The sequence below is a fragment of the Marinobacter sp. SS8-8 genome (assembly GCF_030540945.1).
In the GTDB taxonomy this organism is placed as follows: Bacteria; Pseudomonadota; Gammaproteobacteria; order Pseudomonadales; family Oleiphilaceae; genus Marinobacter.
Map to the genome: position 1 here is coordinate 156,354 of NZ_JASSVN010000002.1, position 16,322 is coordinate 172,675.

At 57.0% G+C, this 16,322-nt stretch carries 13 protein-coding genes and 1 pseudogene; 8 read left to right on the forward strand and 6 right to left on the reverse strand.

All coding sequences use genetic code 11. The features are described 5' to 3' along the window. Positions 1 to 205 precede the first annotated feature (205 nt). The 4 genes from QPL96_RS02680 to QPL96_RS02695 all read left to right on the forward strand — a co-directional run bounded on the left by QPL96_RS02680 (position 206) and on the right by QPL96_RS02695 (position 3,824). A complete protein-coding gene (locus QPL96_RS02680) occupies positions 206 to 1,234 on the forward strand; it encodes a response regulator (protein ID WP_303285404.1) in 1,029 nt (342 codons plus the stop codon). Between the two features lie 3 nt (positions 1,235 to 1,237). After that, positions 1,238 to 2,191 carry a sensor domain-containing diguanylate cyclase gene (locus QPL96_RS02685; protein ID WP_303285406.1) on the forward strand — a complete coding sequence of 318 codons (954 nt, stop codon included), beginning with the start codon at positions 1,238 to 1,240 and terminating at the stop codon, positions 2,189 to 2,191. Positions 2,192 to 2,325: 134 nt separating this feature from the next. After that, positions 2,326 to 2,979, forward strand: coding sequence for a transposase (locus tag QPL96_RS02690; protein WP_303285407.1), 654 nt, complete (start codon positions 2,326 to 2,328; stop codon positions 2,977 to 2,979). A gap of 146 nt (positions 2,980 to 3,125) precedes the next feature. Continuing rightward, entirely contained in the window at positions 3,126 to 3,824 is a 699-nt protein-coding gene (locus QPL96_RS02695; protein WP_303285408.1) for a Fic family protein, read from the forward strand. 91 nt (positions 3,825 to 3,915) lie between these two features. On the opposite strand, the gene QPL96_RS02700 is transcribed toward QPL96_RS02695, so the two are convergent. Then, positions 3,916 to 4,284, reverse strand: coding sequence for a histone-like nucleoid-structuring protein, MvaT/MvaU family (locus tag QPL96_RS02700; RefSeq protein WP_303285409.1), 369 nt, complete (start codon positions 4,282 to 4,284; stop codon positions 3,916 to 3,918). A gap of 374 nt (positions 4,285 to 4,658) precedes the next feature. Between QPL96_RS02700 and QPL96_RS02705 the strand changes: the two genes are divergently transcribed. Genes QPL96_RS02705 through QPL96_RS02720 form a run of 4 tightly spaced genes read left to right on the forward strand, consistent with a single transcriptional unit; the run spans position 4,659 to position 11,351 of the window. Next, a complete protein-coding gene (locus QPL96_RS02705) occupies positions 4,659 to 6,155 on the forward strand; it encodes a DUF3375 domain-containing protein (RefSeq protein ID WP_303285410.1) in 1,497 nt (498 codons plus the stop codon). Positions 6,156 to 6,161: 6 nt separating this feature from the next. Beyond that, on the forward strand, positions 6,162 to 6,902 hold the full coding sequence (locus tag QPL96_RS02710) for a DUF4194 domain-containing protein (RefSeq protein ID WP_303285411.1): 741 nt from the start codon (positions 6,162 to 6,164) through the stop codon (positions 6,900 to 6,902). Beyond that, entirely contained in the window at positions 6,899 to 10,222 is a 3,324-nt protein-coding gene (locus QPL96_RS02715; RefSeq protein WP_303285413.1) for an ATP-binding protein, read from the forward strand. The genes QPL96_RS02710 and QPL96_RS02715 overlap by 4 nt, the downstream gene beginning before the upstream one ends. Further along, positions 10,206 to 11,351, forward strand: coding sequence for a DUF3322 domain-containing protein (locus QPL96_RS02720; protein WP_303285415.1), 1,146 nt, complete (start codon positions 10,206 to 10,208; stop codon positions 11,349 to 11,351). Before QPL96_RS02715 ends, QPL96_RS02720 begins: the two co-directional genes overlap by 17 nt. Positions 11,352 to 11,495: 144 nt before the next feature. On the opposite strand, the gene tviB is transcribed toward QPL96_RS02720, so the two are convergent. The 5 genes and pseudogenes from tviB to QPL96_RS02745 all read right to left on the reverse strand — a co-directional run bounded on the left by tviB (position 11,496) and on the right by QPL96_RS02745 (position 15,726). Next, positions 11,496 to 12,758 carry a Vi polysaccharide biosynthesis UDP-N-acetylglucosamine C-6 dehydrogenase TviB gene (gene tviB / locus QPL96_RS02725; protein WP_303285416.1) on the reverse strand — a complete coding sequence of 421 codons (1,263 nt, stop codon included), beginning with the start codon at positions 12,756 to 12,758 and terminating at the stop codon, positions 11,496 to 11,498. 17 nt (positions 12,759 to 12,775) lie between these two features. Further along, the gene (locus tag QPL96_RS02730) at positions 12,776 to 13,027 is read right to left on the reverse strand and encodes a DUF2442 domain-containing protein (RefSeq protein ID WP_303285417.1); all 252 of its coding nucleotides are present in this window, start codon (positions 13,025 to 13,027) and stop codon (positions 12,776 to 12,778) included. Then, positions 13,011 to 13,253 (reverse strand): DUF4160 domain-containing protein, encoded by a 243-nt coding sequence (locus tag QPL96_RS02735; protein ID WP_303285418.1) that lies wholly within the window; start codon positions 13,251 to 13,253, stop codon positions 13,011 to 13,013. The genes QPL96_RS02730 and QPL96_RS02735 overlap by 17 nt, the downstream gene beginning before the upstream one ends. Before the next feature lie 10 nt (positions 13,254 to 13,263). After that, positions 13,264 to 13,854: pseudogene (locus QPL96_RS02740) on the reverse strand (MBL fold metallo-hydrolase RNA specificity domain-containing protein); the annotation flags it as partial. Between the two features lie 351 nt (positions 13,855 to 14,205). After that, positions 14,206 to 15,726, reverse strand: coding sequence for a Fic family protein (locus tag QPL96_RS02745; protein ID WP_303285419.1), 1,521 nt, complete (start codon positions 15,724 to 15,726; stop codon positions 14,206 to 14,208). Positions 15,727 to 16,322 lie beyond the last annotated feature (596 nt).

A 16,322-nucleotide genomic window follows, 5' to 3' on the forward strand; every position in this document is an offset into this window, starting at 1 on the left:
CAGACCGGCCAATAGAGTGAGCAGGTTCACAATCGCCATTTAAATCCAGTAATACTCGGCCAAGTTTGAATACAGTCACAAAACCTTTGGTTTAATATACTTACAACCTCTTACCGAACGTTACGAATGCTGTAGCAAACCTGTACATAACAATTGCTGCTGGTATACTTTCTCACCTGATAATCAACCCCCAACGGCCACCTCAATGACTACCCGCATACTGATCTGCGACGATTCCGCCCTTGCCAGAAAGCAGATGGCCCGGGCCCTGCCAGAGGGGCTGAGGGGGGATGTCAGTTACGCAAAAGACGGCGTGGAAGCACTTGAGAAATTGCGACGGCATGAGGCAGAGCTGATGTTCCTGGATCTGAACATGCCGGAAATGGACGGTTACCAGGTGCTGGAACAGGTCCGCAAGGAAGACCTGCCGGTCGTGACCATCGTGGTTTCCGGCGATATCCAGCCTGAAGCCCGGGAACGGGTAAAAAAACTCGGTGCCATCGACTTCATCAAAAAGCCCACCGAGACGGGCATCCTGCTCAGTCTGCTGGTGGATTACGGGGTTTACCGCCCCGGAGACCTCGAAGACGCCGCACTGCAGGACGCTAACCTGAAGAATACAGGCAGCGCCACCCCGGAAATCTCCGTTTCCCTGAACGACTACCTGCAGGAAATCTCCAACGTGGCCATGGGCCGGTCCTCGGATCTGCTGGCCCGCCTGTTGAGGGTATTTGTGAAACAACCCATTCCCAAGGTGGCTTTCCTCGCCAATTCGGAACTGCACATGGCGATTTCCTCAATCAGCAACAGCGACACCTACTCCGCCGTATGCCAGGGCTTTACCGGGGCCGGCATTGCCGGTGAGGCACTGCTGCTGTTTGCAGACGCCAGCTTCAGAGACATGGCGGAGATGCTGCACTACGAAAACCTCGAGGGCGAGGCCGTCAACGTCGAAGTACTGATGGACATGTCCAGCATCCTGTTCGGTGCCTTCCTCAAAGGCATCGGCGACCAGTTGGACCTGAAGCTCGGCCTGGGGCACCCCACCGTACTGGGCCAGCACCGGCAAATTACCGAACTGCTGGAACACCACAGCGGCCGGGAGGAACAGTTGCTGTGTATCGAAATCTGCTACACCCTGGAAGACCGGGATATCGAATGCGACATGCTGATCCTCCTCACCGGGGATTCAGTGCCTTTTCTCGAAGATCGCCTGCAATACCTGGTGGACTGACCGATGGCCATTAACGACTTAGAAGCCAACTCCTTCCATTGGCTGGTGGACATGCTGGAATCCGTGGAAGTGGGCCTGGTAGTGCTTGATCTGGATTTCCGGGTACAGGCCTGGAACGGTTTCATGGAAAATCACAGCGGCATCACCGCCAACAAAATCCGCAACCAGGTGCTGTTCGATGTATTCCCGGACATCCCCAAAGCCTGGCTCGCCCGCAAGGTAGATGCCGTTGCCCTCCTGAACACCCGGGCCTTCACCTCCTGGGAACAACGCCCTTACCTGTTCCGGTTCCGTAACACCCGGCCCATTACCGGTACCGAAGAATACATGTTCCAGAACCTCACCATCAGCCCGCTCTCCGGTACAACCGGCGAAGTCGAGAAAGTGTGCCTGATGGTGTACGACGTCACCGACATCGCCAGCAGCAAGCGCGCCCTGGAACGCGCCAACGAGCAGTTGGCCAAACTCAGCATGACCGACCGCCTCACCGGCTTGCTCAACCGCGGCACCTGGGAAAACCTGGTAGACGCTGAATTCGAACGCTTCCGCCGCTACGGCCACACCACCAGCCTGGTGATGTTCGACATAGACCACTTCAAACCCGTCAACGACACCCACGGCCACCTGGCCGGCGACGAAGTGATCAGACACACCGCTGGCATAACCCGCGCCAACATCCGCCAATCCGACAGCGCCGGCCGTTACGGCGGTGAAGAATTCGGCATCATACTGCCGGAAACCGACGCCGAAGGGGCGCGGGTTATCTGCGAGCGGATTCGGGAAAGCATTGAACAGAGCGTGGTCGAAACCAGCGTAGCGCCGATTCGCTATACCGTCAGCATTGGCGTTGCCCAGTTAACCGACGAGCCGGAAAACCATATGCAATGGATGCAGAAAGCGGACGAGGCACTGTATGCCGCCAAAGAAGGAGGCAGGAACCGCGTAGTGGTGTCTTAAAATGGGGTCAGATGAACTTTTCATCTGACCCCATTTTCATCTGACCCCCGAATTCGTGCGCTGCGTCATGGTAGACGGGGTAGCCGTACGATAAGGTTCCAGCCTCAACCAAACTATCACAAGGATGTGGTGTTATGCCCAGAACCACGAGATTTTGCCCTCCCGGCGTTCCCCAACACGTTATCCAAAGAGGAAACAACCGCCAGCCAACCTTCAAAGGGCGTGTGGATTTTGCGTTCTACTGTCGTCTGATGGAGCAATATGCCGAAGAGCACGGTGTCGCCCTGCATGGCTGGGTACTGATGACAAACCATGTGCATCTGCTGGCAACCCCTTCAACAGAGAGAAGCCTGTCAGACTATATGCAGTCAATTGGCCGGCGTTACGTGCGCTACTTCAACCGGCGCCATGACAGAACCGGCGGCCTTTGGGAAGGGCGATTCCGATCCTGCCTGATTGACTCAGAAAATTATCTGCTTGGCTGCCAGCGCTACATTGAGATGAATCCGGTCAGCGCAGGAATGGTCCGTAACCCGGAAGATTACTGGTGGTCAAGCTATCAGTGCCACGGGCTCGGAAAAACCAGTGAAATGCACAGCCCCCACCCGCTATACCAGGCCCTCGGCAAAGACCCATCCGAACGCCAACGGCGCTATCGCCAACTGTTTGCCAAGCCCATGCCAGACTTTCTCAAAGATCAAATCCGGAAAACGGTAAAAAGCGGCAGAACACTCGGCTCGATTGAGTTTAAAAGCCAGCTCAAGGCCAAGTACGGCATATCCGACTGAGGGCGGGCGACTCTCTTCACAGTTGGGGTCAGATGAAAATGGGGTCAGATGAACTTTTCATCTGACCCCATTTTCATCTGACCCCGAATTCGCCTTACCTCGCTGCTATAATGTCGCATACACTTTAAACCGGATCCGGAATCAATATGACCGCAGTTGCTGACACCTACTGGCAAATGCCGCCTAACCAGGGTAGAGCACTAATGATTGCGCAGAAAGAGGTGTCGGTCTTTGTCTATGACGCCGTGCGCCTGGAAGGCCTCAACTTTACGCTGCCGGAGATACAAACATTACTGCAGGGCATTACGGTAGGCGGCCACAAGTTGAGTGATCAGCAAATTGCCATCAACCAGAGTGAAACCTGGAAAGCGCTGTTTCAAAGGATCCGGGAACGCCAGTTCCAACTGACCAAAGAGTGTGCCACAAGCCTGCATGCCATCGCTGCAAAAGAGGAGGCGCTGGAATGGGGGTGCTTTCGTTCAGGATCTGTGCTCATAGCCGGCACTGATTATGAACCTCCGGCCGCGGAAAAGCTTCCGGCTCTATTCGATGAAATGAAAGACAGTCTGGATGAAATCAACGACATCTACGACCAGGCCATTCATATATTCCTGACCATGGCCCGATGCCAGTTTTTTTACGATGCGAACAAACGGATGGGCCGATTCATGATGAACGGCCATCTACTGAACAACGGATATCCGGCGATTAATATACCCGCGTCAAGGCAGCTGGAGTTTAACGAGTTAATGCTTGAGCTCTACGAATCCGGTGAAGAAGCGCCAATGAACCGGTTTGTTCGAAGCTGCCTTAGCGATAAAATTGTCCGGATAATGAAAGAGTGAAGTTTGGGGTCAGATGAAAATGGGGTCATGAAAATGGGGTCAGATGAAAAGTTCATCTGACCCCATTTTCATCTGACCCCGATTTACGCCGTTAGTCCTGCTGCCAGCTCTGCACAGCTTCCTTACCATGCTTCTGACGCCATTCATTCAGAGTCTTGTGATTGCCACCCCGGGTTTTAACCACTTCACCGGTATGCGGGTTCTTGTAGGTTTTCACCGGGCGCTTCGGGCGACTGCCAGCTGTTGAATCGGCCTTACCACCGGCCACAGAGGGATCAATTGCAGAAAGGATCTGAAGTACATCCTTCGGTGACTTGCCATGCTTCTTCATCAAATCACGAACCTTGTCTTCAAACTCCAGCTCACCTTTCAGTGCCTGGTCTTTTTCAAGCTGTTCCAACTCTGAAGCAAGCTTTTCCATAAGCTGTTTTTTCTGGTAGTAATCGTTAATCTTTGCCATGGAATTAAAACCTTATTCAAACAGGGGGTTTAAAAACTAAATTGGGGTTGACCAAAAGTCGCCAACAATAATAGACAAAACAATGTATCCTGGCAAAATTATTTATTTACGAAGCCTTAATAGTAAATCCGGTCAATTTTAGCGGCTTCTGAAAAGTTCCCTGTACAAATAATGTGCTTACAACCCCGGATCCGCCTCATACAAAGAAAAAACACCCGGCGGATCAAATAAAACACCATCAACCGGGAAACCTTCCGATGCTTCTGGCTGGCCTGTCGGGCCGCTACAGGATAGAGTATCCATGGTAGAAGGCAGAACTGAACCAGCCACTACCAACGCGAAGTCAATCGGCCCAGACATCACCAAGTACCACCATGGATGAAAGCACCCATCTGCGCACCCAGTCCTACCTGGTGGCACGCCACCAGCACCCGGCCTGGAAACTGCTTTCCGCTACCCGGGGACCACTGGTTCTGAGCTGTCTGCATGCATTGCTGGAGCAGAACCGGGAGGAAATCCTTTTTGAGGATGCCCAGCAGATGCTGACGGACATCCTGCTCCAGCATGCCAACAGCGACGACCTGGAGCTGTCCACCGACGACCCGGCTGGCGATGCCCGGCGGGAGCTTCGGTCCTGGATCCGCCGGGGCCTGATCATCGAAAGAAACGGCCGGCTGATTGCCACCGACGCTCTGCAAAAGGCCCTGGCCTTTGCAGAGGGGCTTGATAACCGCATCATGACCTCCACCGCATCCCGCCTGGCCACCGTTCAGCGGGAAATCGAAAACCTGGAAACCCGCCTGAACCCCGATGCCCGCAGCCGCGCGGATCACATTCGTCGCAAGATCAAAGATCTGGAGCACGAACTGGCCGAAGTGGAAGCCGGCCGCTTCCAGGTACTGCAAGGTGGTGAGGCCGCCGAAGGCATTCGTGAGGTCTACAACCTGGCCATCAGCCTGCGGGCGGACTTCCGTCGCGTGGAAGACTCTTATCGCGACGCCGACCGACGCCTGCGCCAGTCTATCGTCAGCGAACAACATCACCGTGGCGAGATTGTCGACCGCTTGCTCGACGGCCACGACACTCTGCTGGAAACCTCCGAGGGCAAGGTCTTCCACGGCTTCCATGAACAACTGGGGCGGTCCACGGAGCTGGACAACATGAAACAGCGGCTGCGTACCATTCTGCGCCACCCGGCCACCCGCCATGCCCTCTCCCGTCAGCAACAGGACGATTTACGCTGGCTGGTTATTCGTCTGATTCAAGAGTCCGCCACCGTCATCAAGGCCCGGGCCCGCAGTGAGCGGGACGTCAAGGGCTTCCTCAAGACCGGGCTGGCGGCAGAAAACCATCGGGTGGGTGAGCTACTGAACGGCATCCTCAATACGGCACTGCAGATTGACTGGTCCAGCCATCGGGTCCGCAAGAGTGACACACCGCTGCCCCCGGTGGCCGTTGCAACCTCCGGCCTGCCCCTGATGGAGCGGCTGAGATTCAAGTCCGCAATCGAGGAACAGGCCCGGGGCCTGGAACTGGCGGAGCAGAACGTCAATCTCGAAGAGGTGGACGAGGAATTCTGGCGTTCCTTCGACGGGCTCGACAGGGAGGCCCTGTTCCAGCAAACCGCAGAACTGCTCAAGGTGACTGATCGGCCCATGAGCATTGCCGATCTGGCCAGCCACCTGCCGCCTACCCACGACCTGGAAACGGTCGCGCTTTGGCTGGCCATGGCCCGGGAGGCGGAGGTGGCTATTTCCGAAGACCGCGAAGCTGTGGATATCACCGACAGCAACGGCCAGAAACTGCGTTTCCAGGTACCGAAACTGGCACTCACCAGGGACGACGCACACTCTATCGACTGGGAGCTATAACACAGCATGTCCGACTACTTTGACCGCCTGACCAGCCGGACAGACACTCCGGAAACAGGCGACACGCAGAAACAGGGTACCCCCTCACCGGCCCATGCCGAGGACACCCCGGCACCGACTGCGGAAACTGACCAGTACACCGCCACCAACCTGAAAACCACCGCCCAGGAACTGCTCAAATACGGCCTGCTGGAGGCGGATCGCAAACCCGGCCTTTACCAGGTAGCCACCGGTCAGACTGCCGCCATCAACCGGATTCTGGAGCCACTGGATCTGCGCCTCAAGGTGGACGACATCCGCGGCCTCGCCTTCCTGGTGGTATCCGAACAACTGTTCCGGGACGGCGAGGAAAACGACGACGAATGGTCCCACCCCCTGGTGCGCCGACAGCGACTGAACATGGAACAGTCCCTGCTGATTGCCATCCTGCGGCAGCACTTTATCGCCCATGAACAGGAAGCCGGGCTGGGTGCCGGCGACGCTGTCGTGGAGCTGGAAGAACTGATACCGCAGCTGCAACTCTACCTGGGTGACACCGGCAGCGACACCCGGGACCAGAAACGCCTGCGCAGCCTGATGGAGAATCTGAAAAACCACGGTATCGTCTCAGACATTGATGCCAACGATCAGGTCGTCATCCGCCCCATCATCACTCACCTGGCCAACCCGGAAAACCTGCAGAACCTGTTGCACCACTTCCGCAAGCTGGCCGGGCAGGCCGCTGACACGGACGGAGGCGAGTCATGAGCCTGCCCCGGAACGACCTGTTTGCCACCGAGGTTACCCCGCCCACCGCGTATATACTGACCCACCTGGACCTGTATAACTGGGGCCCGTTCGGTGGCCGGCACTGCGCGGAAATCGACCCCAGGGGTACCGCCATAATCGGTCCCACTGGCAGTGGCAAGACCACCCTGGTGGATGCCCTGATGACCCTGCTCACCCACCAGCCCCGCTACAACCTCGCCTCCACCGGCGGTCATGAAAGCGACCGGGACCTGATCTCCTATATTCGTGGCGTCTCCGGTGCAGGCAACAACAGTGGGGACAACAGCCATATCGCTCGCCCGGGCAAGACCGTAACCGCGGTCTGCGCCCGCTTTTCCAATAGCAACAAGGCCTTGCGCCTTGGTGCCTTATTCTGGGTGGATGGCAGCAGCTCCGCCACCAGTGACCTCAAGCGCCTGTGGCTGGTCTCGGAAAGGGACGACCAGGGCCTGGAGGACTGGCTGGCCATACACCACGAGGGCGGCGCCCGGGAACTCAAGCAGCACGCCCGGGACAACCCCGGCCTGCAGGCCAACGACAGCAAGAAAGCCTACCTCGCCCAGGTACGGCGGTTCTTCGAGGTGGGCGAAAATGCCTTCACCCTGCTCAACCGCGCCGCCGGCCTCAAGCAGCTCAACAGCATCGACGACATTTTCCGGGAGCTGGTGCTGGAAGACCACTCCGCCTTTGACCGGGCCTCCGAAGTGGCCAGCGAATTCGATGACCTCGCAGCCATTCACGGCGAACTGGAGACCGCCCGCAAACAGCACCAGTCGCTATTGCCCATTGCCGAAACCCACGAGAAGCACCAGGCCACCCGCACCGGGCTGGACCAGCAGCAAACCCTGAAGGATAACTTGCCGGTGTGGTTTGCCCAGGCGGGCTACCAGCTGTGGAGTAACCGTATCCTGAACCTAGATACACAGCTCGGGGAAAGCCAAAGCACCATCCGCTCCCTGGAAACCGCCGCGGCTGCCCTCAACAGCAAGGCCACCACGCTCAAGGACATCTACCTGAAGGCCGGGGGTGCCAGCATCGAGCAGCTGCGGGAACAGATCAGCCTGCAACAGCGATGGGTGAACGAGCGGGCCCGAGACTCCAGTGATTATCAATCCCTGACTCGCAAGCTCGGCTTGGATGACTCACTCTCCGCGGGAGCCCTCGCCGCCAACCAACAACAAGGCACAGCAAAGCTCCGGGAACTGGCTGCGCTGGAGGAAGAACAGGACAAGAGCCTACTGGACTTCCGGATCCACCACGGCAAGCTGGCCGAAACCCTGACCGAGCTCACCGGGGAGATCGACCGCATCAGGGCCAGGCCGGACTCCAACATCGATGGCCGGTATCAGGAATTCCGCAGCGAACTGGCCGAAGCACTGAACCTTGATGAGAACAGCCTGCCTTTTGTGGCGGAGCTGGTGGAGGTCAAATCGGAAGAAAGCGCCTGGCGCGGTGCCATCGAGCGTGCCATCGGCGGGCACCGGTTGCGGCTACTGGTGCCACCCGCGGCCATGCAAACAGCCCTGAACCGAATCAACAGCCGAGAGAACCGGCTGCATGTGCGGTTATTGGAGGCTCAGGCACCCCAGACCCCGGCGCGGTTCCTGGAAGATGGCTTCACCCGCAAGCTCAACTTCAAGAACCACCCTCACAGGGAAGCCCTGAAGCAGCTGCTGGCCGGTATCGACCGCCATTGTGTCGGCTCGCCGGAAACACTGCGCCAGACGCCCCACGGCATGACCATGCAGGGCCTCATGTCCGGCAAGAAAGGCTATTTCGAAAAGCGGGATAACCAGCGGCTGGACAAGGACTGGATGACCGGCTTCAACAACCGGGACAGGCTGGCGGCCCTGGGCGACGAACTGACGGAAACCCGGCGGGCCGCCGAGCAGGTCCAGCAGCGGCTTAATACGGCACGAGTTGCCCTGAACGACACCAGGGATCAGATCAAGCTGTACACCCTGCTCTCGGAAATCGATTTCGATACCATCGACCTGCCCAGTGCCCAGGCCGCACAGGACGAACTGCAGGCCCGCCTCGAATCCCTCACCACTCCGGATTCGGACGTGGAAAAGGCACGGCAAGAGTATGAAACGGTCAACAGGCAGCTGGAACAGACCCAGCAGGTGTTGTCTGACGAACGCACCCGCCATGCCCTTCTGGAAGACAAGCGAAGCCAGGCCACCGACCGATGCAAAGACCTGCTGGACAGGATCGGCGACGGCCTGCCGGATGAGCAGCAGGCCTTGGCCGATAAGCATTTCACCCCGCCGAAAGCCAACCAGTACGACCATCTCGACCAGTTGGAACGAGCCCAGCGGGAACAGCTGGAGCAGGATATCCGCCTTCTGAACAAACGGGTACAGGGCTATGAACTGAGCCTGACCCAACTGATGGAAAAAGCCCGCTCCATCGACACCGGCGCCCTGGCGGAAACCGGCAGCGATATTCGCGACATCCCGGAATACCTGGAGCGGCTGCGGGTGCTGGAAGAAGAAGCCCTGCCCCAAAAGCTGGAACGATTCCTGAACTACCTGAACCAGTCCTCGGACCAGGGCGTGACCCAACTGCTGGCCCATATCCAGAACCAGGTAGCTATCATTGAGGAACGCATTGCGGACTTGAACGCCACCCTGAGGCGGGTGAACTTCCAGCCCGGCCGATACCTGAGGCTGGAACCGCGCCGGGTTACCCACGAGTCCCTGCGCACCCTGGAGCGGGCCCAGCGCCAACTCCGCGCCGACGCCCTGAAGGGTGACCAGGGCGAAAGTCATTTCCGCGCCCTGCAAAACATGGTGGGATTGCTCAGGGATGCCGCCGACAACAAGCGCACCGTGGGTGCCCGGGCGTTACTGGACCCCCGCTACCGGTTACAGTTCGAAGTGTCGGTACTGGACAGGGAAAGCAGCGCGGTGATCGAAACCCGCACCGGCTCCCAGGGTGGCAGCGGCGGCGAGAAAGAAATCATCGCCAGTTATATCCTTACCGCATCGCTCAGCTACGCCCTGTGCCCAGACGGTGCCACCCTGCCTCTGTTCGGCACCATAGTGCTGGACGAAGCTTTCTCGAAAAGCTCCCATGCAGTGGCCGGCCGGATTATCTCAGCCCTGAACGAATTCGGCCTGCACCCCCTGTTCGTTACTCCCAACAAGGAGATGCGGTTACTGCGAGCCCATACCCGCTCTGCGATCCTGGTACACCGCAAGGAGCTCCAGGCCACCCTCACCTCCCTGAGCTGGGAAGAACTCGAAGCCCACGCCGAACGCCTGGCCCGGAAAGCCCATGAAATCCCCGGCTGAACTGGCCAGCCGTCTTGCCCGGCAATGGCAAAACGCTGACCTGCGGGAACAGCGCCTGCTCAATGCCGACACCTGGCCGCTACGAATCCCTATCAGCAAACCCACCGGTGGCACTGTCCGGGATAATCCCGGCAGCGTTCGCAAGCATCTGCAGCGCTGGCGTGAAATCACCGTCGGAAAAACACAATGGCAACAGGTGCGGTTCCGCAGCGCCAACGACAACGTGGAAATACCCGTAGCCTGGGTGCTTGGATCGCCCAGCCAGTGGATACAGGCAACCGGCAACAGCGAAGTAAGGCGAGAATATCAACAACTCAGCCGCCTGGCCGCGGCGCTGGATGAGCGCTTTCACTCATTGATTATCCGAAGGCGCAGCCTGGTGCTGGATAAGCCCGAAAGCGATGTCATCCGGTGCGGAAAACTGGCCCTGCAACTCAGCCCCGGCTGTGCCGCCGGCAAGCCCCTGCGGGCGCTGCCCCTGGCGGGTATCGACAGCAAGTTCTTCGAACGCAACCGCCAACTGGTCGTGCGGATGCTGGACATCCTGTTCGATGGCCAGGTCAGCGAAACAGGCCTGGAAGCGTTTCTGGGTGCGGAGGATGAAGGCCATCACTGGCTGCTGGTCGCGGATCTGGAGGGTGGCCTTACGCCTTTTTCACAGTTCCGGGTCCGGGCCCGCGAACTGCAAAAGACTCCGCTACCGGGGCAGCACCTGTTGCTGGTGGAGAACGAACGCTGCCTGCATCAGTTGCCACACACTCCCGGCACCATGGCGGTACTCGGCTCCGGCCTGAACCTGTCCTGGCTAAAGGCCAGCTGGCTCGCCGATAAAAACCTCGCCTACTGGGGCGACCTGGATACCTGGGGCCTGACCATGCTCGCGCGCGCCAGAAACCACCAGCCCCACCTTACGCCACTGCTAATGAACCAGGCGGTCTTCGAACAGTTCGCGAAAGAGAACGCCGTAGAAGAACCCCAACCCGCCGAATCCGTTGCTCCCACCGGCCTGACAACCGGCGAAGCCCAACTCTACAACGCGCTTCTGGACGCAGAACGGGGCAGGCTGGAGCAGGAGTTTTTGCCCGACGCGTTGGTGCAGCGGACAATTAGTGAGTGGGTGGGGAGGTAGCCTTTCAGGAAAACCGGATCATGCCAGCAATCTGGTGAAAGGAATGCCGTTAAACTGTTGTAGCTGCCGCTCAAGTCTCATGCGTAAATTTTACGCAACCTCCCAGGATCTGCCCCACCTGTGTGAACGATGGCACACTGCATGTTACAACCGCAAATCCGCTTCACCCAACGGCAAAACACCCTTCAGGTCAAACAAAACACCATCGTCCTTCAAATAAGCCCGGAGTTCCTTTGACGACTTCGCAGCGTATTCCCGGTGCGGCACTGCCAGAAAAACCGCATCATAGTCACCGGCTTTCGGGGCACCCACCAGAGAAATACCATATTCGTGCACGGCTTCCTCATTATCCGCCCAGCAATCCGTCACATCCACCGCACAACCGAAATCCTCCAGCTCGCGGATAACATCCACAACCCGGGTGTTTCGCAAATCCGGGCAATTCTCCTTAAAGGTCAGGCCCATCACCAGTACCTTTGAAGAAGCAACGGTGTGCCCGGTTTTTATCATGGCTTTAACAAGCTCGGCCGCCGCATAGGGGCCCATGTTGTCATTTACCCGGCGCCCGGCAAGGATAATTTCCGGGTGATACCCGATAGCCTGGGCTTTATGGGTGAGATAATACGGGTCCACACCAATGCAGTGCCCGCCAACCAGGCCGGGTTTGAAGGGCAGGAAATTCCACTTGGTAGCGGCTGCCGCCAGCACTTCATGGGTATCAATCTTCAGCCGCGCGAAGATCATCGAAAGCTCATTCATCAGCGCGATATTCAGATCACGCTGGGTATTCTCGATAACCTTTGCCGCCTCAGCCACCTTGATGGAACTGGCCTTATGGGTGCCGGCGGTAATAATACCGGCATAAAGCGCATCCACTTCATTGGCAATCTCCGGAGTAGAACCGGAGGTGACTTTCATAATGCTGGCTACCCGGTGTTCTTTATCACCCGGATTAATACGCTCGGGGCTGTAACCGGCGTAAAAGTCCCGGTTAAACGCCAGGCCAGAGACTTTCTCCAGTACAGGCACGCACACTTCTTCCGTCGCGCCGGGGTATACCGTCGATTCATAAATCACGATATCGCCTTTTTGCAAAACCTGGCCCACGGTTTCACTGGCTTTAACCAAGGGCGTTAAATCGGGCGTTTTGAATTCATCAATCGGTGTTGGCACCGTCACAATATAAACCTGACAATCGCGAATGCCTTCCAGATTATCCGTAAATGACAACCCCGATGAAGCGGCCAATTCTTCCCTGGATACCTCACGGGTATAATCAACACCGTCTTTGAGATCAGCAATGCGCTTGCTGTTGATATCAAAACCGACGATTTCCCGCTTTTCACCAAAAGCCGCTGCCAGGGGCAGGCCCACATACCCAAGACCAATGATTGCAATTTTCTTCATTTGAATTCCTTTCCAAATCAGGCCGCGTGATTACGTTTTGGGTGGGTTTGGTCGCCCAGGCCAGTCAGCAAACCCTCAATGCTGATATCCTCATCCAACGAGTCCCAGTGAATACCATGAACGCTCAGCTCAAAGTCATCCCTGGCTTTTTTTTCCGCATGCAGCAGGCGCGGGAACCAGGCCAACGGGGCACCAATTGTGCGACCATCCGAAAGTATGACCCAAAGATTGTCGTCATCAAGCCATACTTTTTCAGGCGAAGTAGTCATGCCACGCATCCTCAAACAATTGGCGGTTGTTCTCTGTTACTTCCAACAATACTCTAATAGTATGTGCATCAAAACCATCATTACGAGCCAGAGATACGGCAGGAGACAGCCAAAACTTTGCTTCTTTGCCCACAGCTCGGACATGAACATGAGCAGGCTCCCGTGGATCGCCTTCGTTCGAATAGAAAAAGAATCTGAAACCTTGATAGCTGAAAATAACTGGCATAAATACCTCGCTAATCCGGAATCACAACCTGAGATTCAGGGAAAAGCACGTCAAGCTTCGCCCGGAACGCCGCCTTTGCCTCCTGATCCCCATGAACCACCCGAATCTCTCCCGGAACTTCAGGAATTTCATCAATAAAGCGACATAAATCCGACTGCCCCGCATGGGCCGAATAACCGCCCACCTGATGAACCCGGGCCCGGATGCCATAGCGCTGGCCATCCAGCTCGACCCAGCCACCCCGCGGACCATAGGTCAGAATATCCCGCCCGGGCGTACCGGCTGCCTGGTAACCCACAAACAGCACATCATTGCGTTTATCACCAAGCATGGCCTTCAGGTAATTCACCACACGGCCACCGGCACACATACCGGAACCTGCCAGAACCACGCAGGGGCGATGGGACCGGGCCAGGTAATCCACCGCGTTCAGGTGGTCTTCGTGGGAATTGATGACCGTGAGCTGCTCGAACGACAGAGGGTGCCGGCCTTGTTTGACCAGTTCGGTAGCTTCGGCATCCCAGAATGGCTCCAGGTCCCGGTAGATTCGCGTGAACTCTGCTGCCAGTGGCGAATCAACCACAATTTCCAACGACTCCCAGGTGAAGGAGGGGTCTGACCCCACGGGGTCCAAGCTGGCAGTGAAGTTGGGGTCTGACCCCACGGGGTCAGACCCCTTTTTCATCCCCGGAGTCAGAGTCAATTCGTGACCCCACGGGGTCAGACCCCTTTTTCATCCCCGGAGTTAACGTTAACTCATGGCAGGAGCCAGTTACGCCGGAAATGGCGCCGTGGTGGCTGATTTGAATCATGACAACATCCTTGTCAGTGAACTAGTTATAGAAAGACACGCTTGCAATTGGTTGAAATGCTAAAAACTGCCCCATTTGAGGCGTGAAGCTCGAGGCGAGTAAACAGCTGAGCTGGATAGAGATAGCCTTCACCAGACTCATCAATTATGCACATCCTGCAGATCAGCAAAACCTTCGGCTACGGCCTGCTCTAATTCAGATGCAATGCCGGCCTGCGCCAGCACCGGAAATTCCTTCATCAATTTGCCACTGACCCGGCCATGCTGGCGTATTGCCCGGATCATCCGATCAATGTGCTCATCAGGGCCTTCCACCCAATCCTTGATCGCCTCGCGTGTGCGATACCAAGCTCTCTGAAAGGCGGCCTGATGGTGCATCTCTTGTTCCAGCGTGTGGCGAATGATCGTGAACAGATATTCCGCTTGTTTGGTCAAGTCCGGATAGCGCCAGGCAGGGGCCGCCTCGTCATAGGCATTAAAAACAAAGTCCGATTCAATACCATCTGCATACGCCACGCGTTCATGGACGAAATCGACCGCATCACGGTAAGCCGACATCAATGGCCGAGAGTAGCGCTCAAGAATTCGATCATACTCGGCCCGCCTCACCGCCGAGGACGTTATCGCCGCTGAAACAGGCAAAATAAAGGGCTCGGGCACCACGCCGTCGCGGCGGAGGGTATCGTTCACCAGAAAACGGGAGATTCTCCCATTGCCATCTGCCAGCGGATGAATAAAGACAAACCCGAAACTTGCCACGGCAGCACGAACTAATGCTTCCGCCGGATCGGTTCGTGCCAGAAAACACTGCAACCCCTTCAGCATGCCTGGCAACCACTCCCAGTGCGGGCAGACATAATGCACAACCGCACCGTAATCGATCAAGCTACTCCCGACAAAAACCGGAGATTGCCGCAGGCCCGTCCGGATCGTAGTGGTATCCAGGATAGCCGACTGAAATTCACTCAGGGCGCCCTCATCAAGGGGAGAATCCAGCCTGCCACAGTACTGTTCCATGGCGGTGGCAAAACGGCGTATGCGATTCTGATGTTGCCCTTCGTGCTCGATCACGAAACTGGCACGGCTCTCTTTAATGGTCAGCCACACCGCGCTGCGGCGCAAGATATCCGGCCCGAATTCACCTTCCATCGCTGCAAGCCGGTCGGCGATCCCGTACTGGCGGGCTTCCAACAATGAAGTCGTGCGACGAACAAGCGGGCAGAATTCAGGGGTCCCCGGCAGATTGTCATTAATCCGCCAGCGGCGGTTACGACACACCCCAGTAACCGCCGTAACATACAGTTCGGGATCCAGCGCATCACGATAGTTGCCACCGACACCCTCCACTGCCAGAGTATTGCCGGTTAGCCACTCGTAGAGAAACCCGGCACGCCGGGCATACTGGCCGGTAGGTTCAGAGCGTATCCAGTCCGCAAGCGCCTCTGCGGGCAATACCCAAAACAACCTTGCCAGGAACTCCAGCGCCACCCCCTCATGTTTCAACGCAAACGTAAGGTGCGCGCCCAGGGTGCCTTGAGGACACATTGGCTCTGTGTAGTATTCCAGGCGGCAGCCGGCCTGATCGTAGGTTTGGCGCCTACGTCCAATACGGCTCTCCACCGGCAGCGGCTGGATTGCCTGCACGTTGTAGCGTGCCGCCAACCAGGCATAGCCAATTTCATCACCCACCATCGTGCCCAAAATGATTATCCTGCCAAAAAAACGATTAAAAACGCCGACTATTCAGAAAAAACAATTCTAGCAGGTGCTGATTGCATAGTCCCAACGAAAGCGGAGGCCATCAGGCCCCCGCTACCAAGTCAAAATCAGTTCACAACCCGAAAATCATACATCAGCCCAAAGGCAACCTCCGGACCTTGCCCGCATTCCCTGCCTCGCTTACCCGCTCCTGATTGCCGTTACACCAAACCAGGTCTGCACGCCGCTTGTCACTCTTTATCTGGTCAGCGTACTGAATCATTTCATCGGTCAGGACAACAGCTTTGCGTTTAGTGTGATTTTCAGGCCTCTTTTCTGTGTACTGGGCCTGCCCCCTAAAAAATAAGCCAGCCCCAGTACAAACCACCAAACTGATCGAAGCGACGGTGGTTTACGGCCCCCTCTGTCAAGGTAGTTGGAACCAAACCCTTGCCCGAAGGTTCGAACGGACCGGAGGTGGGAGTACCTTTTCTGCCAGAATAAAGGTGTCTGAGCGCAGCGAGTTCTTTTTCCAAAGAAAAGGTACCCCCATTCCCGGG